Genomic DNA, 22,457 nt, shown 5'->3' with positions numbered 1-22,457 from the left:
GTGATGCAGGTAGAAAAATCCCTGATAGTCATCATTTCCTGATACAATCATTGGCAGTTATGCACCGTAGTTTGTGCCCATTCATCTGGGTTAGCGCATCGCGTACGCACACCGGACGTCGCGCCGAAACCCATCTTGTTATCGCCCTGGAAACTACGCCGACGTTTGTCCGGTCAGGGTCGATCTGGAGTTGTTCTCAATATGTCTTTTGAATCTCTCGGCCTGAGCGCCGATATTTTACGTGCCGTGGAAGAGCAGGGTTATCGTGAGCCGACGCCGGTACAGAGCCAGGCGATCCCATTGGTATTAGCCGGCCGCGACCTGATGGCCAGCGCTCAGACCGGTACGGGCAAAACGGCGGGCTTTACGTTGCCGCTGCTACAGATGCTCAGCTCGAAACCAACGTCGAAAGGACGTCGCCCGGTTCGTGCGCTGATCCTGACGCCGACCCGTGAACTGGCGGCGCAGATTGGCGAAAATGTCCAGTCTTATAGCAAGTACCTGAGCCTGCGTTCGTTGGTCGTGTTCGGCGGCGTCAGCATCAACCCGCAAATGATGAAACTGCGCGGCGGCGTGGACATTCTGGTGGCGACTCCAGGTCGACTGCTGGATCTGGAACACCAGAATGCGGTAGACCTGTCTCAGGTCGAGGTTCTGGTACTGGACGAAGCCGACCGTATGCTGGATATGGGCTTCATCCACGACATTCGTCGCGTGCTGTCGAAATTGCCGACCCGACGTCAGAACCTGATGTTTTCCGCCACCTTCTCCGATGACATCAAGGGGTTGGCCAACTCTCTGCTGAACAACCCGGCCTCTGTGGAAGTGGTGCGTCGCAACACGCCGTCAGAACTGGTGACGCAGCATGTGCATATGGTCGACAAAAAACGCAAACGCGAACTGTTGTCTCAGCTGATTGGTCAAAACGAATGGCGTCAGGTGCTGGTCTTCACCCGTACCAAACATGGCGCCAACCATCTGGCTGAACAGCTGGAAAAAGACGGCATCACCGCCGCGGCGATCCACGGTAATAAGAGCCAGGGCGCACGTACCCGGGCGCTGGCTAACTTCAAAGATGGTTCCATTCGTGTGCTGGTCGCGACCGATATCGCGGCGCGTGGTCTCGATATTGACCATCTGCCGCACGTCGTGAACTACGAGCTGCCGAACGTGCCGGAAGATTACGTTCACCGTATCGGGCGTACCGGGCGTGCCGCCTCTACGGGTGAAGCGCTGTCGCTGGTCTGCGTGGACGAACACAAACTGCTGCGCGATATCGAACGCCTGCTGAAGCGTGAGATCCCGCGGATGGCTGTTCCGGGCTATGAGCCGGACCCGACTATCAAGGCCGATCCGATTCAGAATGGTCGTCAGGGCGGCCGCGGCGGTCGTCCGTCGTCGGCTCCGCGTGGCGGCGGCGGCGCTCGTCAGGGGAATCACCGCGGCGGCGCAGGTGAGGGCGGACGTCCTGCGCGTCAGGGCGCGCCTCGCTCCGGCGGCGCGCGTGACGGCCAGGCTCGTCGCGCTCGTCCGAACCACAAACCGGCGTCTAAGGCCTAGTTTGTGTGACAGGCGGCCCTCCGGGCCGCCTGTTCGTCCGTGCGTCTGTTCAATGCGCCGGGCGGGACGTCAGCGTCGTTTTACGGCGAGGACGATAAAACATCACCGCATTACCCGCCAGAATCAGTACCAGACCGATCACCGCATTCACTCGCCACTCATACCCTTCGAATATCGTCGAAAGCGATAGCGCCACCAGCGGGAACAATAGCGTGGCATACGCCGCCTGACTCGCGCCGATACGGCCCACCAGCAGGAAATAGGCCCCGAAGCCGATGACTGAGCCGACGACGGCCAGATAGCTCAGCGATCCCAGATAGCGCGCTGTCAATTCTGGCGTGAAGTCATAGCCCATTATCCCGCCGACCATCCCCACGGCTAACGCGCCGTAGCACATGCCCCAGCCGTTGGTCGCCATGATGTCGCGCCCCTGCCGCTGATGCTGAATGCTGATGATGTTACCCAGAGAAAAGCAGTAGGTCGCCAGCAGGCATAATCCAGCCCCCTGTAGTAAATGTGAACCGGCGTCGATCTGCGTCAGATCGTGCCAGAACAGCAAGACGATGCCCGCCAACCCAAGCGGCGCGGCCAGCCACACATTGCGCGTGAGTCTCTGCCCCAGCATCAGTCGGGCGTTAAATGCGTTGAACAACACCGCCATCGAGAAAATCACCGATTCGAGACCACTCGAAATCCAGACAATGGCGTGATAAAAACAGATCATGTTGATGCCGAAAACCGTCACGCCCTGCACCAGGCAGAGCAGGTGTCCGCGCCACGGCAGAGGCCGCAAACGGCCGGTCAGCTTGAGGAACGACAGCAGCAGCGCGGACGCGATGGCGAAGCGCCAAAACACCGATACTTCCGGAGCGACGCTTCCGTGCTGCAGGCTGATAGCCAGCCAGGTGGTTCCCCAGATCAGGACGACGAGTAAATAGAGCAGGATATTCATGATTGATTCTCTGTAGCGGCGAATACCATTCAGTATTCAGCAGGGCGCGATGGACGCGCTGTCACGGTTTTGCGCCGTTTACCATTAAATTGCGGTTTTCTTCAGAGGATATTATGGCGAGCTATGAGGCACTGGACGTTTTGCAGCACTACAAAACGCGTTTGCGGGATTCGGTGGATCTCAACAACGGCGTCTGTCTGGCGTCGTGGCAAAACTGCCATGACCGGGTCACGCTTGAAAATACCCATCATCACACCTTGAGCCTGTATATCGCCGGCGGCTATGAGTCCTACCATAAGCGGCCGGACGGCTGGTTCAACGGCGGCGGTCCGGATCGCTTTTGTCTGATGCCGAAACACAGCATTTCTACCTGGGATATCCGTAGCGATCTTCAGTTTGTTCACCTGTACTACACCGACGAGCATCTGCGTGAACTGGCCGAACAGATCTGGGATCGCAGCCCGGCGAGTCTGTTGCTGGAAGAGCGGGTATTCGGCGACGACCCGCAGATTGTGAGCCTGTATAGACATTTCCTGCTGCAGCACAGCTGGCAAGACGCGTCCGATAGACTCACGCTGACGACGGCCTCGACGCTGCTGATGACCCATGTGCTGCGGCGCTACACCCAGTTGCAGTGGGCGCTTCCGACGGTGCGCGGCGGACTGGCTCCGGTGGTTCGGCAACGTATTCGGGCGCTGATCGACGCGCGTCTGGCGGAACCGCTGACGCTGACGGAACTGGCCGCTGAAGCCGGGCTGAGCGAGTTTCACTTTGCGCGCATGTTTCGTCACAGCGAGGGAGTGGCGCCGCATCAGTTTGTGATGCAGGTCCGTCTCGAGCGAGCGCAGCGTCTGGTTCGCGATACCACGCTGCCGATGACGGATATCGCGCTGGCGTGCGGGTTCAGCTCCTCCAGCCACTTTAGTCAGCGATTTCGGGCCGCGTACGGCGTCACCCCTTCTGTGATGCGGCAAAGAGGCTGAGGGTGATAGCGGATGAGGGACTGCGTTTTCCGTTGCGTTGTCTTGTCCGCTGACAGTACCATTGCGGGCCGAAATTGATCTGAGCTGAATGATATCTATGCGTGTGCTGCTGGCCCCGATGGAAGGGGTGTTGGACTCTCTGGTCCGCGAACTCCTGACTGAAGTGAATGACTACGACCTGTGTATTACGGAATTCCTGCGCGTGGTCGATCAACGGCTGCCGGTCAAATCCTTTTATCGCCTGTGCCCTGAACTGCGTCATGCCAGCCGCACGCCGTCGGGCACGCGGGTGCGCGTTCAGCTGCTGGGGCAGTATCCGCAGTGGCTGGCCGAAAATGCGGCTCGCGCGGTGGAACTGGGCTCTTACGGCGTCGATCTGAACTGCGGCTGTCCGTCGAAACTGGTGAACGGCAGCGGCGGCGGCGCCACGTTGCTCAAAGATCCGGAACTGATTTATCAGGGCGTCAAAGCGATGCGCGCCGCAGTGCCGGAGACGATGCCGGTAACGGCGAAAGTCAGGCTGGGCTGGGCGTCGGATAGTCATCGCTTCGAAATCGCCGATGCCGTGCAGCAGGCGGGGGCCACCGAACTGGCGGTGCACGGGCGCACCAAAGAGGACGGCTATCGGGCGGAGCGCATCAACTGGAACGCCATCGGCGAGATCCGCCAGCGGCTGTCCATCCCGGTCATCGCCAACGGCGAAATCTGGGATTATGCCAGCGCGCAGGCCTGCATGCAGGCCACGGGATGCGATTCGGTGATGCTGGGCCGCGGAGCGTTGAACGTGCCGAATCTGAGCCGGGTGATCAAATATAACGAACCCCGGATGCCGTGGCCGGACGTGGTTCGGCTGCTGCAAAAGTACGTGCGGCTGGAAAAGCAGGGCGATACCGGTCTGTACCATGTCGCGCGTATCAAACAGTGGCTCGGCTACCTGCGCAAAGAGTATGACGAAGCTGCCGGACTGTTCGCCGAAGTCCGTGCGCTGACGTCCTCCGGCGCCATCGCCCGCGTGATCGACGCAGCGCATTAATCCTTCCTTGCCTGTCAGCGAGTCTTTTTCAACCGCCGTTGTGCGGGGTTTTACCCCGGAGTTGACTGCGCTTTGCCTTTTCTCTCGATAGGTCGTTCCACCCAGATCGTTATATCCAGACGTCATTAGCGCAAAGTCAGACTTTTGTTGATAATAGCCGCGACATTCATAGCGCGTACAAAAGCGCCATCACAGCAGCCTGTTTCCATGCCTTATTCAGCATGGAGGTCAGCGCGGCTTTTTTTCGTCAATAATTAGCCTGAAATAAGGCGTTTACGGTTATATACCGCTGTTATTCATGGCAATGCCGCAATGAACAAATTAATTAAAACATGTTTCTTTCTGGGAATGATTTTCTAGCCAGGATTGCCTGTAACGGAGGAAGCCAGTGATTGAACATTTCAGAGGAAAATATGAGGTTGCGTTAAAGTTCAATATTCAGGATATTGCGGCGTTTCGTGAACGCTTATTTAGCCACCATCCTGAATCTTTCGTTTTCGAAAATAAAGAAAGCGATATCTATTACGACACGGCGGAACAATCACTAAGTCGTAAAAATATCAGCATGTTATTACGATGTATGGTGCCTTCCGGCATCAAGCTGTGGATCGTCAGAGGCCCGCGCCCTGGCTGCAGCGAGACGGTCAACGTGGAGTCGTTTGAACGCACGGACAGTATGCTGAAAACACTTGGGTTTCAGCAGGTATTCGAAGTGAATAAAACGCGAAGTATTTATTTTTTAGATACTTTTCAAATCACGCTGGATTATATCGAATCGCTGGGTCATTACGTCGGAATATCCTGTATGACAGAGCACGAAGCGGAATTAGATCGTCTGGGCGAGAAATGTCAGGATTGTGCGCTGAGGTTGGGATTACTGCTGGATAATATTGAATATCGCTCTTACCGCCAATTATTGGGGCATTAGTTTGTCGGACTGAAAGCGCGCTGCTCTCATTCGAGCAGCGCGAGGTCTTTGGACAATCCCTTCACACGCTAGCCAGCATGATGAGAAATGCCGGACGCATCAGGAAGTCGGTTCGTCGCCGTAAAACAGTTTTCCAATGCGGATGATATCGCGACCCTGTGATTTACGGTGTTTATTGGCATCCCGCAGCGAATAAATGCAGCCGCAGTACTCTTGCTGGTAGAAGCGCTCCTGCTTGCTGATTTCGACCATGCGCGCCGAGCCGCCCTGTTTGCGCCAGTTGTAATCCCAGTACACCACGTCAGGGTATTTCTGCGCGGCATTAATGCCGCACTGGTTGACCTGCTGCATGTTTTTCCAGCGAGAGATGCCGAGAGAGCTGCTGATGGCGCGGAAGCCGTTTTCATGCGCGTACAGCGCCGCGCGTTCAAAACGCATATCAAAACACATCGTGCAGCGTTCGCCGCGTTCCGGTTCCCACTCCATGCCTTTCGCACGGTCAAACCAGTTATCCGCATCGTAGTCGGCGTCAACGAAAGGAACGCCGTGTTTTTCGGCGAAGCGGATGTTTTCCTCTTTGCGGATCAAGTACTCCCGCTGAGGATGAATATTCGGGTTGTAGAAAAAGATCGTGTAATCAATGCCGGAAGCGCTCAATGCCTCCATCACTTCGCCGGAGCAGGGGGCGCAGCAGGAGTGAAGCAGCAGCTTATCCGCCTCATTAGGCAGCTCCAGTTTCGGGCGTTGAAAGGTTTTGACGGGGTGCGCATTGGACATAAAGCAATCCACTAATAATGAGAAGAAATTAACCTTATTGAGATAAATTATTAACTATCGCAATAACAATTACAATCGATCGTCAGTGACGATCTCGGGCGAAAAATGAAGATGCCGCCGGGGCGACGTTTAGCCGGGCATGATGTTATCGGGATGCGTCCGGGCATGCCAGCGTAATCTGCCTCCGAATACGGCGAACTACCGCGCAACGGCCTGTCAAACTTTGTCACAAAGCTTTTACCGCTGTCCGGATGCGCAGGGTGAGGGCCGACACTATAATGCCCGGGTCGTCCCAAACCTTATCCGCCAAGTCAATTTATAAGCTACTGAATAATGAATAAAAAAATACAGCTTTCACTGTTAAGTCTGGTGCTGATGTCCGCATCGGTCTGGGTCGCCTCGCCGGTGGCGGCCAAAACGGTCGTCGCTTCATCGGCCGCCTCGCATCAGGAGATCGCGTCCGGCAGCGCGATGGTGGTCGATTTACTGAATAACAAAGTGTTGTATTCGAGTAACCCGGACGTCGTCGTGCCCATCGCGTCCGTCAGCAAACTGATGACGGCGCTGGTGGTGCTGGACGCCAATCAGCCGCTCGACGAAATGCTGACGGTGGATATCAGCCAAACAAAAGAGATGCAGGGGGTCTATTCCCGCGTGCGTCTCGGCAGCGAAGCGAGTCGTCATGACCTGCTGCTGCTGGCGCTGATGTCCTCCGAAAACCGGGCGGCCGCCACGCTGGCCCACCATTACCGCGGCGGTTATCAGGCGTTCATCACCGCCATGAACGCCAAAGCCCGCTCGCTGGGCATGATGCATACCTATTACGTGGAACCGACCGGGCTGTCGACGGAAAACGTGTCTACGGCGCGGGATCTGACCAAGCTGCTGGTGGCCAGCCGACAATATCCGATGCTGAGTCAGCTGAGCACCACGCACGAGAAAATGGTGACCTTCGCCCATCCTGCCTATACGCTGCCGTTCCGTAATACCAACCATCTGGTCTACCGTCCAGACTGGAATATCCAATTGACCAAGACCGGTTTTACGAATGAGGCGGGACACTGTCTGGTGATGAGGACGGTCATCAATCAACGGCCGGTCGCGCTGGTGGTACTGGATGCTTACGGTAAATATACCCACTTCGCCGATGCCAATCGGCTGCGCAACTGGCTGGAGAGCGGCAAGATCAGCCCAGTGCCGCCCGCCGCGTTGAGTTATAAGAAACAGAAGGCGATTGCACAAAATTCGTCGCAGCGTTCCTCTACGAACATTGCGCTAACGTCGGCGGAGTAGTTTCCGCCGGCCGTGCGGTTGACTCAGTCGGTCGTGCGTTCGTCCTGCTCCAGCTTGCCGTACTCCGCCCAGGTGGCCTCGTGCTGCGGCTCCCGCCAGGGTTCCAGTCGAGCCTGTTCCTGCCACTCTTGCAGGGCAGGCAGCGCCAGCAGGGTGGTGTAGTACTCCGCGGCCAGCGGCGTCAACGGCAGGCCGTAGGTCTGGATGCGAAAGACCACTGGCGCGTAAAACGCATCGACGGCGCTGAACTGCCCACCGGCCAGGAACGGTCCTTTGAACCGGGTCAATCCCTCTTCCCACAACTGATTCAGCCGCTCAATGTCGCGCTGCAGCGCTGGCGTGAACTCATGCAGTTTGACGCGAATGCCGCAGTTCATCCCGCAGACTTCGCGCAGGGTCGAAAATCCTGAATGCATTTCCGCGGCGGCGCACCGCGCCCATGCCCGAGCGGCGGCGTCTTCTGGCCACACGCCTTCATGCCGTTCCGCCAGATATTCCACGATCGCCAGAGAATCCCAAACGGTAAGTTCGCCATCGACGAGACAGGGCACTTTGCCCGATGGAGCAAAGGTCTTAAAGGCGGGCTGAGTGATGCCGGGGGAGAAAGGCACCAGCGTTTCCTCAAACGGAATATCCAGCTCTTGCAACAGCACCCACGGCCGTAGCGACCAGGACGAGTAGTTTTTATTGGCGATATACAGCTGATACATGACGGAACCTCACTAGCAGATAGCGTTCGGGTATAGGGTGTCACGGGTGGAAAATCACTATGCCTCACGACCGCAGACAACACAACGCGCCAATTTTCGTGTGCGCGGTATCACGCCAGTATCACCTGTTGGCAGCTCGCCTGCAGGGCGGAAAAGTCCCGGTTGAACTCGGCCGCGGCATCAGTCACCACCCTATCGATTTGTGACATCGGCGCATAAACCACACGGCTGGTGACCCCGATTTTGGTGTGATCGGCCAGGATGATGGAGGTCGTGGCATATTCGATCATCGCGCTGGCGATGGCCGCCTCGGTGTGGGAGAAGCTGCTGGCGCCAGCGGCGCTGGAGATGCCGACGGGCGACATCAGGGCGACGTCGGCCCGGTAGCGACGCAACTCGTTGGCCGTTTGCGCCCCGTTGGTGGCTTGAATGGCGGAGCCTACGTGACCGCCAAGTAGAATCACTTCGTGCAGCAGACGGTCCTCGGCTTCCTGCGCGGTCAGCTTGAGCGCGACGTTCAGGCTGTTGGTGATGATCGTCATCCCCGGCATGGAAAGCAGTTCGTCCGCGAGCAGCGTGGTGGTGCTTCCCGCATCGACAAAAATGGTTTGTCCCGGCTGAAGCTGCTGCACCGCAGCGCGGGCTATTGCCTGCTTCTCTTTTTCTCGCACCGTACGGCGTATCGATAACGGCGGCTCCGGCTCGGGACCGGTGGCGACGATCCCTCCGTGTACACGTCGCAGCATTCCCCGGGCTTCGAGTTTAAGAATGTCCCGCCGTACCGTTTCGCGCGAAACGCCGAGATGTTGAATAATCTGCTCTGTACTGACCCGGTTTAACGTCGACAGTAATGCACGGATACGGTGCAACCGCGTTTCTTCTAACATGAGATTCTTTTCCTGAGGGTAATACACCCACTAATGGTGTTGACAATGGGCGGCGAGCTTTCGCCATTGCGCCAGGTAAGCTGTACCAAACCTCGGATGATGCGCCAATCCGGCGGCCGCACAATATCACTCAAGGCGCATTTTGCACTCCCTTATTGCAGGGTTCCTGCGGTCTTTTTTGCGGGCAGGAGAAGACGCAATGTGGAGTTTGTCGAATAGGGTTGTGTGTTTTTGTGCATATTTGTGTGTTTCACTATGACGGCAACGCGGAGTGACGCCCCCGTGTATCAATCATATAGCCACATCGAATTCTACATGTTGATCCTGACTAAGGAAAAATGCACAAACTAAGCGTAGTTTTTCTCTGCTAAAAACTCAAAAACACGAACCAGGCGGCTGGTCGGTGTGCATTCGAGGGCACCAGAATAGTGCATATTTTTGCGTTTGTGTAATTTATTGCTTTTGGTATACAGTGGCCTCTACCGGATCGTTCAGTGCGGCTCTCCAGCGGGCGGCGTAGACCCGATCCACAGCTCATTTCTCAGGGGGAGTCTTTATGGCGACACGTTCAACCATCATGGATACCAACAGCTTTCGAGCAGAGCACGCCGATGCGCTGAGTCAGGATATCCGCCAACTTACCGACAAACGCAGCAAAGTGCTCGGTGAATCCTACCGCCTGTTCTACCGCAATCCGGTGCATTTGGTGCGCGGCGAGGGCCAATATCTGTGGGACGCGAGCGGCAAACAGTATCTGGATGTCTACAACAACGTCGCCAGCATCGGTCATTGTCATCCCGCCGTGATCGACGCGGTGCAACAGCAGATGAGCCAGCTTAATACCCATACCCGCTACCTGCACGAACGCATTCTGGATTACACCGAAGATCTGCTGACGACCTTGCCGCCTGAGATCACCAAAGCCATGTACATGTGTACCGGCTCGGAGGCCAACGATCTGGCGATCCGCGTGGCGCGCGCATACAGCGGCGGCACCGGCATCATTGTCAGTCAGGAGGCGTACCACGGCACCAGCGACCTGACTTCTGGCGCGTCTCCCGCGCTCGGCAGCGGACAGCCGCTGGCGGCCACCACGCGCCTTGTGCCTGCGCCGGACAGATACCGGGTGGCAGCGCCGGATCTCGGCGTCTGGTTCGCCAACGAAATTCAAAAACAGATCGATGACATGGCCGCGCATGGCATCAAATTCGCGGGCTTTCTGGCCGACTCCATCTTTTCATCGGACGGCGTATTGCCGGACCCGGTCGGTTTCCTGCAGCCGGCCATCGACGTCGTGCATGCCAACGGCGGTATTTTTATCGCGGATGAAGTCCAACCGGGTTTCGCCCGGACCGGCGACACGTTCTGGGGGTTCGCGCGTCACGGCGTCGTGCCGGATATTGTGACTATGGGGAAACCGATGGGGAACGGCATTCCTGTCTCGGGGCTGTTTGCGAAAGCCGATGTGCTGGCCGCCTTCAGCGATGAGATCCCGTATTTCAATACCTTCGGCGGCAATCCGGTATCGATGGCCGCCGCGCAGGCGGTATTAAAAGTGATTCGCGACGAAGGGTTGCAGGAGCACAGTAAAACCGTCGGCGCGCTTCTCAAGCAGGAGCTGGCTGCCTTGGCGCAGCGTCACGAGTGCGTCGGCGACGTGCGCGGCGCGGGGCTGTTCATCGGCTTTGAACTGGTCAGCGACCGGGAGAAGAAAACGGCGGATAAGCCACTGGCGCTGGCGGTGATTGAACACCTGCGGGAAGAGCGGGTGCTGACCTCCGTCGCCGGGCCTTACGGCAATGTCCTCAAGCTGCGTCCGCCGCTGGCATTCCAGACGCAGGACATTGACTGGCTGGTGGGGGCGCTGGATAAGGCGCTGACGCGCGCCCGTCGTTAACCGCCCGCGGTTTTATTCTCAGCCTGTCGCCCGGCGTCGGTCGGGCGACACACTTTCTTACGTTCTCCCCATTCATACTTTCCCGGTTATTACACGTTGTTTTTTCGGGTAAATTCTCCTATTTATCCGACAACCCGATAAAATTTCGTATTGAATTCCACTATGATTAAGCGCGGAAAAACCGCATTGTCCACAAGGTAGCTAGGTTGGAACATCGCCTCTGGTCGTTCGGGAGGAAAAGCCGATGACTCCTCTGTCCCCAACTGTATCCTGAGTTCTGGCACGCGTGACTGAAACGGGATTGATTAGGTCCGTAAACATAATGAAATGGCTGACTTCACTGACGATTGCAATAGGAATTGCTTGCCATCCTGCCGCCGCACAGACGACGGCGCTCACGACACCCCCAACCGCGTTAACCGCCTCTTCGCAACAGCGTGATGCCTACGTCAACGATCTGCTGAAGAAAATGACGCTGGAAGAGAAAATAGGTCAGCTCCGCTTAATCAGCGTCGGTAAGGATAATCCCAAGGCCGCCATTCGCGAGATGATCCGCAATGGCCAGGTCGGCGGGATCTTCAATACCGTGACTCGCCAGGATATCCGTGCGATGCAGGATCAGGTGATGCAGCTGAGTCGCCTCAAGATCCCGCTCTTTTTCGCCTATGACGTCGTGCACGGCCAGCGCACGATTTTCCCGATCGCATTGGGGCTGGCTTCTACCTGGGACGAGGCCGCCATCGCCTCGTCCGCGCGCGTTGCCGCCTATGAAGCGACCGAGGACGGCCTGAATATGACCTGGGCGCCGATGGTGGATATCACCCGCGATCCGCGCTGGGGACGCGTCTCTGAAGGGTTTGGCGAAGACACCTGGCTCACGGCCGACATCGCGCGGATCATGGTCAAAGCATTTCAGGGCGATGATCTCACGTCGCGCCACTCGCTGATGACCAGCGTCAAACATTTCGCGCTGTACGGCGCGGTGGAGGGCGGACGGGATTACAACACCGTCGACATGAGCCCGCAGCGCATGTTTCAGGACTATATGCCGCCCTACAAAGCGGCGATTGATGCCGGCAGCGGCGGCGTGATGGTCTCGCTGAACAGCATCAACGGCGTACCGGCGACGGCCAACCGCTGGCTGCTGAAAGAGTTACTGCGCGACCAGTGGCACTTCACGGGGATCGCCGTCAGCGACCACGGCGCGATTAAAGAGCTGATCAAACACGGCGTGGCGGCCGACCCGCGCGACGCTTCGCGCATTGCGTTGCAGTCCGGTATCGGCATGAGCATGAGCGATGAGTATTTCATCCGCTATCTGCCCGAACTGGTAAAAACGGGCGCGGTCAGCCAACGGGATATCGATGACGCCTGCCGTCAGGTACTGAACGTCAAATACGATATGGGGTTATTCCAAGATCCGTACCGCCATCTGGGCGCGGCGGAGTCTGACCCGCCGGACACCAACGCAGAAAGCCGTCTGCATCGGCTGGAAGCGCGTGACGTCGCGCGGAAAAGTCTGGTGCTGCTGAAAAACCGGCTCAACACGCTGCCGTTGGCGAAGGGCGGCACCATTGCGGTCATCGGGCCGCTGGCCGACAGCAAACGTGACATCATGGGCAGCTGGTCTGCCGCGGGCGTCGCCGCACAGTCAGTCACGGTGTATCAGGGAATGCGCAACGTCGTGGGCGACAGGGCGCGCTTGCTGTACGCCAAAGGCGCCAATGTGACGGACCATGCGGGGATCGTTCAGTATCTCAACCAATATGAAGCGGCGGTGAAAACGGATCCTCGTACTCCGCAGGTCATGCTGGATGAGGCGGNGCGGACGGCGGAGCAGGCCGATGTCGTCGTCGCCGTGGTCGGGGAAGCGCAAGGGATGGCGCATGAAGCCTCCAGCCGTGCCAATATCACGCTGCCGGACAGCCAAAAGACGCTGATCGACGCGTTGAAAAAGACCGGCAAACCGCTGGTGCTGGTGCTGATGAACGGGCGCCCATTGTCGCTGGTGCGCGAGGACCAGCAGGCGGATGCGCTGCTGGAAACCTGGTTCAGCGGCACCGAGGGAGGCAACGCCATCGCCGATGTGCTGTTCGGTGATTACAATCCGTCGGGCAAGCTGCCGATGTCGTTCCCGCGTTCGGTGGGGCAGATCCCGATTTACTACAATCACCTGCCGACGGGACGTCCCTATACCCCGGAAAATCCCGGCAAGTACACGTCCCACTATTATGATGAGGCCAACGGGCCGCTCTATCCCTTCGGCTATGGGCTGAGCTACACCACGTTTGACGTGTCCGACGTGCGGCTGTCTCGTCCGGTGATGCCGCGCAACGGCACCTTGACGGCTTCAGTCAGCGTGAAAAATACCGGTAAGCGCGCGGGGGAAACGGTCGTACAGCTTTATCTGCATGATGTCGTCGCTTCGATAAGCCGTCCGGTAAAAGAGCTGCGAGGCTATCGCAAGGTGATGTTGCAGCCGGGAGAGACGAAAACCGTCAGCTTTACGGTGACGCCGCAGGACCTGATGTTCTACAACATGCAGTTGCGACAGGTCGTCGAGCCAGGCGATGTCGATGTGATGATTGGTTTAGATTCTCAGCGGGTGAAAAGCCAACGCTTCAGGCTGTTGTAACGCTAGACACGGCGGCCGGGAATGGCAGCCATAAAAGAAACGGTTGCCCTGAATGCCTCGTTGGATTCAGGGCAACGTCGTGATGGAAGGAGGGGGAGCGAAACTCCCTTCGGTTGACCGTCAGGCGCCGGACGTGAGGACGATATAACCGACCAGCATGACCCCGCCAATCCCTCCCAGCGCACACAGCCCAAATACGCCGATTGCACACAGCTTGCTTAACTTCATCCGCTTATCCTTTTATGTGTCCTCTGCGATTATAGATTTTCAGCCCGGGGATACAAGCTGACGGCTTGTGGGGTCATCACGCGACATTTAGACAGCGGCGAGCGGTTTTACCTGAGCAGCAGGTACGCGCCCAACCCAAACAGCACGACGCCCGCGCCGCGTTCCAGCCAATGTATCGACCCCGCGAGACGACGTTGCAGCGATGGACGCGCAATCAGCATGGCGATAGACACATCCCATACCTGTACCATCAGCACCATCCACGTTCCGCTCATCGCCTGTTGTAGCCAGGTCGCCTGCGGGCCAAGCAGCGTCGTCATCAGGCTGAGGTAAAACAGCATATTTTTCGGATTCAGCAGGGCGGAGCCGAGACCCAGCGCCAGTTGTCTTAGCCATCCAGGGCATTGTGACGACGTGTTGCCGCGTGGCAAATCAACGTTGTTTTGAGAACGCATCAGATGAAAGCCAATCCACAGCAAATAGAGTGCGCCCGCCACTTCGACGATCCGAAACAGTGCGTGTGATTGCTGCAAGCCGGCCCAGCCCAGCGCCGCTAAAAGAATATAGAGGGCATTACCTGACGCAATGCCGACACAAATACCCACACTGCCGCGCAGTCGAAAGCGCATGGCGTAAGCCGTGATCAGGAAGAAGTCCGGACCGGGACTCAACAGCGCCATGAAGTGCGCCAGCGCCAGAGCGGGAAAATGGTCGGGAAACAGCGTGTTAATCATCGTGCGGACCGTGTTGAATCAAAAAGATGGCCAGTCTAGAACGCGGTCGCGACTATTTATTGTGAAAAATTGATCGCGCCTGCCGGTACTGGCCGGGCGTGGCGGCGGTGAAATTGACAAAGGTGCGGTGAAAGTGGCTTTGGTCGCTGAAACCGCAGGTATAGCCCGTATCCGCCAGCATCTCACCCTGTCGAATTAAGCGTTTGGCGTGCTCGATGCGGGCATTGTTGAGGTACGCCATCGGCGTCATACCGGTCTCCTGCCGAAATTGGCGCACCAGGGTTTCCGGGCGCATCGCCAGCTCGTGCGCGAGCACCGTCAGCGATGGCGCATCCTGAAGGTTTTCCATCAGGCGCTGCTGGACATGACGCGCGACGTTGGAACGCGAGGGCGCGTCGACATTCATCTCCCAGACCGAAGGGGGTTGAAACAGGGCGGCAAACAGGCGTAGCAGATCGCGTTCTACGTGCTCCAGCTCAGAAGCGTGAAGGCAGTGGACAATCTGCATAACATGTTGAAATAGCGATGAAGAGTGGTAAGTGACAATGTCACCATAGGGTAACTTTCGCAGGCCGGTGTTGCGCACGTGCTCGCGGTGACACCACGAGGCGTCGAGATACAGCATGTGATAGCTGCGCGACTGCCCCGGCAGCGGGTTACAGCTATGCGGCAGGCCCGGCGGAATGACGACAACGTCGCCCGCGTTGAGCAAATAAGTCTGTTCTCCCACGCGGCATTGTGTGCTGCCGTGTTCCAGACAGCCGACGGACAGCTGTGCATGGCTATGCACTTTATACGGCTGCTGGCTCTGCCAGGTGGAACGACATTCCAGAAACGGGAATTGGGGAGAAAACCAATAGCGCTGTTGCAGGGTTCGAATGGGGGACATGGCGGTCGGCAGGGAAAATGAATCGGCTCATCAACCTAATCCGTATTGGCGTTTTTGTCGAGCCGCGTCGCGGCATTACAGGCTGACGTAGGGGGGAGGTCTGTGGGACAATACGGGTCGAATGAAATCAGATGTTGAGCAGGCATGACCCTTTCCCCCGCAATCAAACAGCAGATAGGCCAGTGGTACAAGGCCTTGCAGGAACAGATCCCCGACTTCGTTTCTCGCCCGCCCCAGCGGCAGATGATCGCGGAGGTCGCGCGTACGTTGGCGGGCGATTACCCGCGTCATCTGGCGATAGAGGCGCCGACCGGCGTCGGTAAAACGTTGTCGTATCTGATCCCGGGTATTGCGGTGGGAAGAGCGGAGACGAAGACGCTGGTGGTCAGCACCGCCAACGTGGCGTTGCAGGATCAGATTTTCAGCAAAGACCTGCCGTTGCTGCGTAAATTTATCCCCGATCTGACCTTCACCGCCGCTTTCGGCCGAGGGCGCTACGTCTGCCCGCGCAACCTGTCCGTGCTGGCGACCGACGCTGAAGCGCAGGGCGATTTGCTGCTGTTTCTGGACGAAAAACAGGCGCCGTCCAGCCGTGAAGAACAGGAGACCTGCGCGCAGCTGGAGAAAGATCTGCACACCGGCAAGTGGGACGGCCTGCGTGACCACCACCAGAAAACGCTCAGCGATGGGCTGTGGCGTCGGCTCAGCACCGACAAGGCCAACTGCCTGGGACGCAACTGCCACTATTATCGCGATTGTCCTTTCTTTCTGGCCCGACGCGAGATTGAAGACGCGGATGTCGTGGTCACCAACCATGCGCTGGTGATGGCGGCGATGGAAAGCGATTCGGTCTTGCCGAGCGCCAAAAACCTGCTGCTGGTGCTGGACGAAGGCCACCATATTCCGGACGTCGCCCGCGACGCGCTGGAGATGTCGGGCGAGGTGACGATCGGCGCGGTGCAGCACCAGCTGGATCAGTTCATCCAGCAGATGGGTGTTTGCCTGGCGCAGTTCGCTCCCAAATCGCCGCCGCGACTGAGCCAGCCGGACCGGCTGGCCGAACACTGTGCCGAGATCCGGGAGCTGATCCAGTCTTTTGAGCGCATGAGCACGCTGTTTTTACCGGCTGCTTCGCCGTCGGCGGACTACCGCTTCCCGATGGGCAAGTTGCCGGATGAGATGCGTGAGCTTTGCTCCCGCCTGTTCAAACTCACGGATAGCCTGCGCGGGCTGACGGAGTACATGCTCAACGATCTGGCTGAAAAAACCGGCAAGCATGATGTCGTGCGACTGCATCAGACGATGCTGCGCATGAGTCGGCTGCTGGGTTACTTCGAGTCACAGAGCAAATTGTGGCGGCTCGCCGCGCTGGAACAGGCTTCACAGGCGCCGGTCTCTAAGTGGCTGGTGCGGGAAGTGCGCGACGGCCAGCTTCATCTCTACCTGCACTGCGCGGGCATCCGCGTCTCGGATCAGCTTGACCGCCTGCTGTGGCGTAACTTGTCTCACGTGGTGATCACCTCCGCCACGCTGCGTTCGCTGAACAGTTTCTCACGGTTGCAAGAACTGACGGGGCTGGGAGAGGACGACGGCGATACGTTCATCGCGCTGGATTCGCCCTTTAATCATCGTGATCAGGGCAAGCTGGTGATCCCCAAGATGAGCTATGAACCGTTGATGGCGCAGGAAGAGGATCATATTGCCGAAATGGCGCGTTTTTTCCGCGCCGAGCTAAAGCGCGACGCGCATAAAGGGATGCTGATGCTGTTTGCCAGCCAGCGTGCGATGCAGCAGTTTCTGACCCAGGTCGCCGATCTGCGGCTGATGCTGTTGGTACAGGGCGACAAGCCGCGTTATCGGCTGGTGGAACTCCATCGTCAACGGGTCGAAGAGGGTCAAACCAGCGTGTTGATCGGGCTGCAGTCCTTCTCCGAAGGGTTGGACCTGAAAGGTGAGCTGCTCTCGCAGGTGCATATTCACAAAATTGCGTTCCCGCCGATCGATAGCCCGGTGATCCTGACCGAAGGCGAATGGCTGAAAAGTCTGAAGCGGCACCCGTTCGTGGTACAGAGTCTGCCGAGCGCGTCATTCAGCCTGATCCAGCAGGTGGGGCGTCTGATTCGAAGCCATACCTGCTTCGGCGAAATCATCATCTACGATCGCCGCCTGTTGACCAAGGGCTACGGCGCTCAGCTGCTGGCCGCGCTGCCGGTCTTCCCTATCGAACAGCGGGATATGCCCGCGCCCTGATTTTCTCTGTCATCGCCGCCTGTCAGCCGCCGCGCACTCGAGCGTGCGTGGCGCGGCAAACGCTGCTCAACGCGGTCAAAACATGCTATTTTCGCTGCAATTGAGTCGTAACAACGCTGAGAAACGTCATGGATTACACCAAAATCATCAAAGAGGTCGGGCGCGGAAAAAATCATGCCCGCGACCTGGATCAGGAGACGGCGCGCGCACTCTATGAGGCGATGCTGAACGACGCCGTTCCAGAGCTGGAACTGGGCGGATTGCTGATCGCTTTTCGCATCAAAGGCGAAGCGGAAGCGGAAATGCGCGGTTTCTATCAGGCGATGACGGCACAGACGTTATCGCTGACGCCGCCTGTCGGTCGCCCGCTACCGGTCGTGATCCCCACCTACAACGGCGCTCGGCGACAGGCCAATCTGACCCCGCTGCTGGCGCTGTTGCTGCATAAGCTGGGCCTGCCGGTGGTGGTGCATGGAGTCAAAACCGATCCGACGCGCGTGACGACCTGTTCCATCCTGCAGGAGATGGGCATGGCGCCGGTGGAGTCTCAGGAGGCGGCGCAACGGCAGTTGGATCGCGGCGAGCTGGTTTTCCTGCCTATCGACGTGCTCTGCCCGCCGATGGCGCGGCAGCTGAACCTCCGCTGGCGGATGGGCGTGCGCAACAGCGCGCATACGCTGGCTAAAGTCGCCACGCCGTTTGCGCCCTCGGGTGCGCTGCGGCTGGCCAGCGTGTCACATCCTGAATATATCGCGCGCGTCGGAACGTTTTTTGAAGAAATCGACGGACGCGCGTTATTGATGCCTGGCACCGAGGGTGAAGTGTATGCCAATCCCCGGCGCTTCCCTGAAACCTATTTCATTCATCGCCAGCAGCAGCACCTGCTGCAAGCCCGTCAGGATATGCTCATCGAGCGGTCGGTATTGCCCGCCTCCTCCGATGCCGTCGCGACGGCGCAGTGGACGTCCGCCTGTCTGACAGGCGAGCAACCGGTGCCGCAAGCGATCATCATGCAGCTGGCCTGTTGCCTGGTCGGCTGCGGCGAAGCCGATTCACTGGCGCAGGGCGTTGACGAAGTCGTACGGCGGCTGGCGGTGTAAGCGTCGGTCGTGAACGGCTCGGGNCTTCGCGCCCGTGCCGNCGCCGTGTCCTATGCTTGAAAGATTCATTCCGAAGAGAACGGCCGTTTAATCACAGTGATTGGATGAGGGCGGCGCGGTAGCGAAAAGCGGCTGCCGCGCCTGAACCTACATTGACGTTAAGGAGCAGCCATGCAGCAGATAGTGGACTATTTCAACGCGCTGAATAGCGATTACCTCGCCGTCCATCAGGCGAAAGAAGACCTGTTTTGGCAGCTATATATGGGTATTGGCGACGATGAGGTGGCGGCGCGATTTTCCGCCGCAGAGAGCGCCTATAAGCGATTTATCGCCCAACCGCAGAAACTGGCGGAACTGCGTGAACAGATCTCGGCGCTGGAGGCGCTACCTGAATCAGCGCAGCAGCAGGCGCTGCTTCACGGACTGCAAGGGTGGTACCGCTTTTTTGACTGCAACGTGATTGAAGATCCGGAAGCCCAGTCGCTGATGGAGGCGCTGATCGCGGCGGAAAGCGATCTGTACGCGCGTCGTCAGACCTATCAACCTACTCACCTGAACGCCGACGGCGAACGTGTCGCCGCATCGCTGGGCGAGTTGCTGACCAATCAGGCGACGAACGATAACGAAAGTTATCGCCGCAGCTCGCAGGAGGCGCTGCGCGATCTGGAGCAGTGGCTGCTGAACAATGGGTTCCCTGAACTGGTCCGGCTGCGCAACCGCTTTGCCCGACAGATGGGCTATCGCAACTATTTCGACTACAAGGTGAACAAAACCGAGCGTATGACGCCGGAGCAGCTGTTCGCCATTCTCGACCGTTTCGAAGCCGAGACGCGTGACGCCAATCAGCGCAGTCTGGAGCAGCTGGCGGCGGAAAAGGGGGCGGAAGCGCTGTCGCCGTGGAACATTCGCTACGCCAGCGCGGGCGATGTGACACGTCAGCTGGATCCCTATTTCCCCTTCGCCGCTTCGCTGGCGCGTTGGGTCGACAGCTTCAAACGACTGCATATCGGTTTCAACGGCGCGGAGTTGAACCTCGACCTGCTGGTGCGAAAAGGCAAGTATGAGAACGGTTTTATGCATCAGCCTGTGCCGCCGTTCGTGAATCAGGGTCAGTGGATCCCGGCGCGCATCAACTTTACCAGCCTGGCGAAACCGGATCAGGTCGGCAGCGGGGCGCACGGTATCAACACGCTGTTTCATGAGGGCGGGCATGCCGCGCACTTCGCCAATATTCGCCAGAACGCGCCCTGTTTTGCGCAGGAGTATCCGCCCACGTCTATGGCGTATGCGGAAACTCAGTCCATGTTCTGCGATAGCCTGCTACAGGATGCGGACTGGCTGAAACGCTATGCCCGTAGCCGCAGCGGCGAGATGATCCCCGACGCGCTAATTCAGGAAGACATCCGCACGCGCCAACCGATGCGTGCCTTTAACGAGCGCCACATTCTGCTGGTGCCTTACTTCGAATGGCAGCTGTATCAGTGGGAAGATGCGCAGCTGACGCCGGAGGCCATCACCCGACTGGCGCGGGAAACGGAACAACGCATCATCGGCATTGAGGGCAGTCCGCGTCCGACCATGGCCATTCCGCATCTGCTGTCGATGGAGTCGGCGTGTTCGTATCAGGGCTATTTGCTGGCGCTGATGGCCGTCGAGCAGACGCGGGCCTTTTTCCTGCGTCGCGATGGCTACCTGACGGATAACCCGGCTATCGGCCCGGATCTGGCCCGCCATTACTGGCAGCCGGGCAACAGCGTCAGCCACGATGAGACACTGCGCAGCCTGACGGGCGAGGGATTCAATCCTGACTATCTGGCTCAGGCGTGCAACATGACGGTGGACCAGGCGTGGCAGGAGGCGCAGGAGATGATGACAACAGCTGCGGCGCGTCCGCAGCCAGCGGCGGATTTCGATTTGCAGGCGCATATTCGCGTCGTCGATGGCGAGCAGGTGCTGGCGGATAATCGCCAGGGCGATGCGGCGATGTGCCAGGCATTTGCCGCTGAAATTGAACGCGAGTACCCGGTCGTGAAATAACGGTCCACCCCGCGTTGCTATTGCCATCCTCCCCCGCGTCATTTCCGCCGTGTCGGCCAGCCTTTCATCCCGAAAGGCTGGCCTTTTTCTGAGATTTGTCNAAGCCGCGCCACGCGATGACGGCGTATCCGCAGAATGACGAAATGTCGGCCTTGTCACGGGACGGTCACATTGACGATCTAGGCTGTTTGCCATGTAAATTTTCTGCGCCGTTTTTCCCTATGCAGGGAAAGACGGACCGACCTTCTATCTGAAATTCAAGGAAATAACATGCGCTATTCTTCTCTCTTCGTCGCCGTCGGCTGTGCGTTAACGCTCTCTCAGGCGGCCGCCGCCTTACCTGAACCCACGCTGCATGTGGCGAAGACGGAGGTTCAATCCACCACCGCGGCCAACGCCAGCCTGGAATACGTCGCGCTCGAAAAGCGGGTTCAGACGCATTTGCAGGACATGCTGCGCGGCAACGCGCAGGCGCTGACTCGCACGCAGCTGGAGAGTGCGCAACAGCAGTCACCGCAGGCAGATACGGCGTGGCTGAAAGCCGCAGACTATGACTTCCAGAAGAATGCGCGGGAGCAGGACAGTATCAAATTGTTGTCGGCGTTCAACCTGCTGACGCCGACGTTGCTGCGTCAAAATCGCGCCACGGTAGAGCGAATCAATCAGGATGCCTCAGACGCGCTGCGCCAAAAGGCGCTGATCGATGCGGAGAACATCCGCTATTTTTACGCTCTGGCGGAAGCGCTTGGGCCGAGGCTAGGCAACGCCTTTATCGACGTTTATCAGCGTGGTGAAATGGGCAAGGCTGCGGCGTTGATCAAGGCCAGCGCCGTCAGCACGTCGCCGGCGAAACAGTTTTACCATTATCCACGCCCCTTTAAACAGCCGGGAAACGCGATCCATCTGGTGCCGGATACGGCAGTCGTCAATGATTCCGTACCCTACACCGCCTCGGGCGATGCGTTCCCGAGCGGCCACACCAACAGCGGCTACAACGATGCATTGCTGCTGGCGGAAATGTTGCCTGAGCGCTTCGTTCCGCTGATTGACCGTGCGGCAACCTACGGTTACTCCCGCGTTGTGCTGGGCGTGCATTATCCGCTGGATGTGATGGGCGGCCGTATGACGGCGGAGAATCAGATTGCCACGCTGATGAACGATCCGGAGTACAAGAAGCTGTTCACAGAGGCCAAAGCTCAGATGCGTACCGCGTTGGAACAGGCCTGTGGCATGAGCCTGGCGAAGTGCGCGCAGCCGCAGGGGAAAAATGATCCTTACACTCAACCCGCCATGCGTCAGTTCTACCGCTTCACGATGAGCTATGGGCTGCCCGCCGCCAAAGTGGCCGCGCGGCCGGTCAGCGTGCCAAAAGGCGCTGAAGTCCTGTTGGAAGGACCGTTGCCGGAGCTAAGCGCCGAGCAGCGTCGCGCGCTGATGGTAAAAACGGCGGAGGCGGATGGCTATCCGCTGTCGGGCAGCAGCGAGGGTAACTTCTGGCAGCGCTTGAACCTGCACGATGCCGTGCTGGCCAGCAAACAGAGATAAAATAGGGACGCCTGCGGCG

18 protein-coding genes are annotated in these 22,457 nt (G+C 58.4%); 11 read left to right on the top strand and 7 right to left on the bottom strand.

Going from position 1 to position 22,457, the window contains the following annotated elements:
* The first annotated feature begins 201 nt into the window (after positions 1-201).
* Positions 202-1,560: an ATP-dependent RNA helicase RhlE gene (gene rhlE / locus SB13_RS11830; RefSeq protein WP_026740559.1), complete on the top strand. Its 1,359-nt coding sequence runs from the start codon at positions 202-204 to the stop codon at positions 1,558-1,560.
* Positions 1,561-1,609: 49 nt separating this feature from the next.
* Here rhlE and SB13_RS11825 read toward each other — a convergent pair whose 3' ends face one another.
* Positions 1,610-2,512: a DMT family transporter gene (locus SB13_RS11825; RefSeq protein ID WP_026740558.1), complete on the bottom strand. Its 903-nt coding sequence runs from the start codon at positions 2,510-2,512 to the stop codon at positions 1,610-1,612.
* A gap of 113 nt (positions 2,513-2,625) precedes the next feature.
* Between SB13_RS11825 and SB13_RS11820 the strand changes: the two genes are divergently transcribed.
* The 3 genes from SB13_RS11820 (at position 2,626) to cyaB (ending at position 5,456) form a co-directional block, all read left to right on the top strand.
* Entirely contained in the window at positions 2,626-3,495 is an 870-nt protein-coding gene (locus SB13_RS11820; protein WP_026740557.1) for a helix-turn-helix domain-containing protein, read from the top strand.
* Positions 3,496-3,592: 97 nt separating this feature from the next.
* Complete coding sequence (gene dusC, locus SB13_RS11815) at positions 3,593-4,528, top strand: tRNA dihydrouridine(16) synthase DusC (protein ID WP_026740556.1); 936 nt, start codon at positions 3,593-3,595, stop codon at positions 4,526-4,528.
* Between the two features lie 388 nt (positions 4,529-4,916).
* Positions 4,917-5,456: a class IV adenylate cyclase gene (gene cyaB / locus SB13_RS11810; protein WP_026740555.1), complete on the top strand. Its 540-nt coding sequence runs from the start codon at positions 4,917-4,919 to the stop codon at positions 5,454-5,456.
* A 99-nt stretch (positions 5,457-5,555) separates the two neighbouring features.
* On the opposite strand, the gene SB13_RS11805 is transcribed toward cyaB, so the two are convergent.
* Entirely contained in the window at positions 5,556-6,233 is a 678-nt protein-coding gene (locus SB13_RS11805) for an epoxyqueuosine reductase QueH (protein ID WP_026740554.1), read from the bottom strand.
* Between the two features lie 333 nt (positions 6,234-6,566).
* Between SB13_RS11805 and pbpG the strand changes: the two genes are divergently transcribed.
* Positions 6,567-7,526, top strand: a complete 960-nt coding sequence (gene pbpG, locus SB13_RS11800) for a D-alanyl-D-alanine endopeptidase (protein ID WP_026740553.1) — start codon at positions 6,567-6,569, stop codon at positions 7,524-7,526.
* 23 nt (positions 7,527-7,549) lie between these two features.
* On the opposite strand, the gene SB13_RS11795 is transcribed toward pbpG, so the two are convergent.
* Together SB13_RS11795 and SB13_RS11790 are read right to left on the bottom strand one after the other, a co-directional pair.
* Entirely contained in the window at positions 7,550-8,236 is a 687-nt protein-coding gene (locus SB13_RS11795; RefSeq protein ID WP_026740552.1) for a glutathione S-transferase family protein, read from the bottom strand.
* A gap of 110 nt (positions 8,237-8,346) precedes the next feature.
* Positions 8,347-9,123 (bottom strand): DeoR/GlpR family DNA-binding transcription regulator, encoded by a 777-nt coding sequence (locus tag SB13_RS11790; protein ID WP_026740551.1) that lies wholly within the window; start codon positions 9,121-9,123, stop codon positions 8,347-8,349.
* Between the two features lie 556 nt (positions 9,124-9,679).
* Between SB13_RS11790 and SB13_RS11785 the strand changes: the two genes are divergently transcribed.
* Positions 9,680-11,020: an aspartate aminotransferase family protein gene (locus tag SB13_RS11785; protein ID WP_026740550.1), complete on the top strand. Its 1,341-nt coding sequence runs from the start codon at positions 9,680-9,682 to the stop codon at positions 11,018-11,020.
* Between the two features lie 322 nt (positions 11,021-11,342).
* Positions 11,343-13,655: a beta-glucosidase BglX gene (bglX, locus tag SB13_RS11780; protein ID WP_026740549.1), complete on the top strand. Its 2,313-nt coding sequence runs from the start codon at positions 11,343-11,345 to the stop codon at positions 13,653-13,655.
* Between the two features lie 120 nt (positions 13,656-13,775).
* Here the strand turns inward: bglX and SB13_RS18045 are convergent, their stop codons facing one another.
* From SB13_RS18045 to SB13_RS11765, 3 genes are all read right to left on the bottom strand, one after another.
* Entirely contained in the window at positions 13,776-13,883 is a 108-nt protein-coding gene (locus SB13_RS18045) for a membrane protein (protein ID WP_026740548.1), read from the bottom strand.
* 107 nt (positions 13,884-13,990) lie between these two features.
* Positions 13,991-14,617, bottom strand: coding sequence for a LysE family translocator (locus tag SB13_RS11770; protein ID WP_026740547.1), 627 nt, complete (start codon positions 14,615-14,617; stop codon positions 13,991-13,993).
* A 52-nt stretch (positions 14,618-14,669) separates the two neighbouring features.
* Positions 14,670-15,506, bottom strand: coding sequence for an AraC family transcriptional regulator (locus tag SB13_RS11765; protein WP_026740546.1), 837 nt, complete (start codon positions 15,504-15,506; stop codon positions 14,670-14,672).
* A gap of 144 nt (positions 15,507-15,650) precedes the next feature.
* On the opposite strand from SB13_RS11765, the gene dinG reads away from it, so the two are divergent.
* From dinG to SB13_RS11745, 4 genes are all read left to right on the top strand, one after another.
* The gene (gene dinG / locus SB13_RS11760; RefSeq protein WP_026740545.1) at positions 15,651-17,756 is read left to right on the top strand and encodes an ATP-dependent DNA helicase DinG; all 2,106 of its coding nucleotides are present in this window, start codon (positions 15,651-15,653) and stop codon (positions 17,754-17,756) included.
* A gap of 128 nt (positions 17,757-17,884) precedes the next feature.
* Positions 17,885-18,856: a DNA-binding protein YbiB gene (gene ybiB, locus SB13_RS11755; protein ID WP_026740544.1), complete on the top strand. Its 972-nt coding sequence runs from the start codon at positions 17,885-17,887 to the stop codon at positions 18,854-18,856.
* A 171-nt stretch (positions 18,857-19,027) separates the two neighbouring features.
* Positions 19,028-20,893 (top strand): M3 family metallopeptidase, encoded by a 1,866-nt coding sequence (locus SB13_RS11750; RefSeq protein WP_026740543.1) that lies wholly within the window; start codon positions 19,028-19,030, stop codon positions 20,891-20,893.
* 270 nt (positions 20,894-21,163) lie between these two features.
* Positions 21,164-22,438 carry an acid phosphatase gene (locus tag SB13_RS11745; RefSeq protein ID WP_026740542.1) on the top strand — a complete coding sequence of 425 codons (1,275 nt, stop codon included), beginning with the start codon at positions 21,164-21,166 and terminating at the stop codon, positions 22,436-22,438.
* The last annotated feature ends 19 nt before the right edge of the window (positions 22,439-22,457 follow it).

The sequence above is a fragment of the Lonsdalea quercina subsp. quercina genome (genome assembly GCF_000688695.1).
Classification (GTDB): Bacteria; Pseudomonadota; Gammaproteobacteria; order Enterobacterales; family Enterobacteriaceae; genus Lonsdalea; species Lonsdalea quercina_D.
The sequence above is the reverse complement of the archived record's forward strand: the minus strand, read 5'-3'. Positions and strand labels throughout refer to the sequence as shown.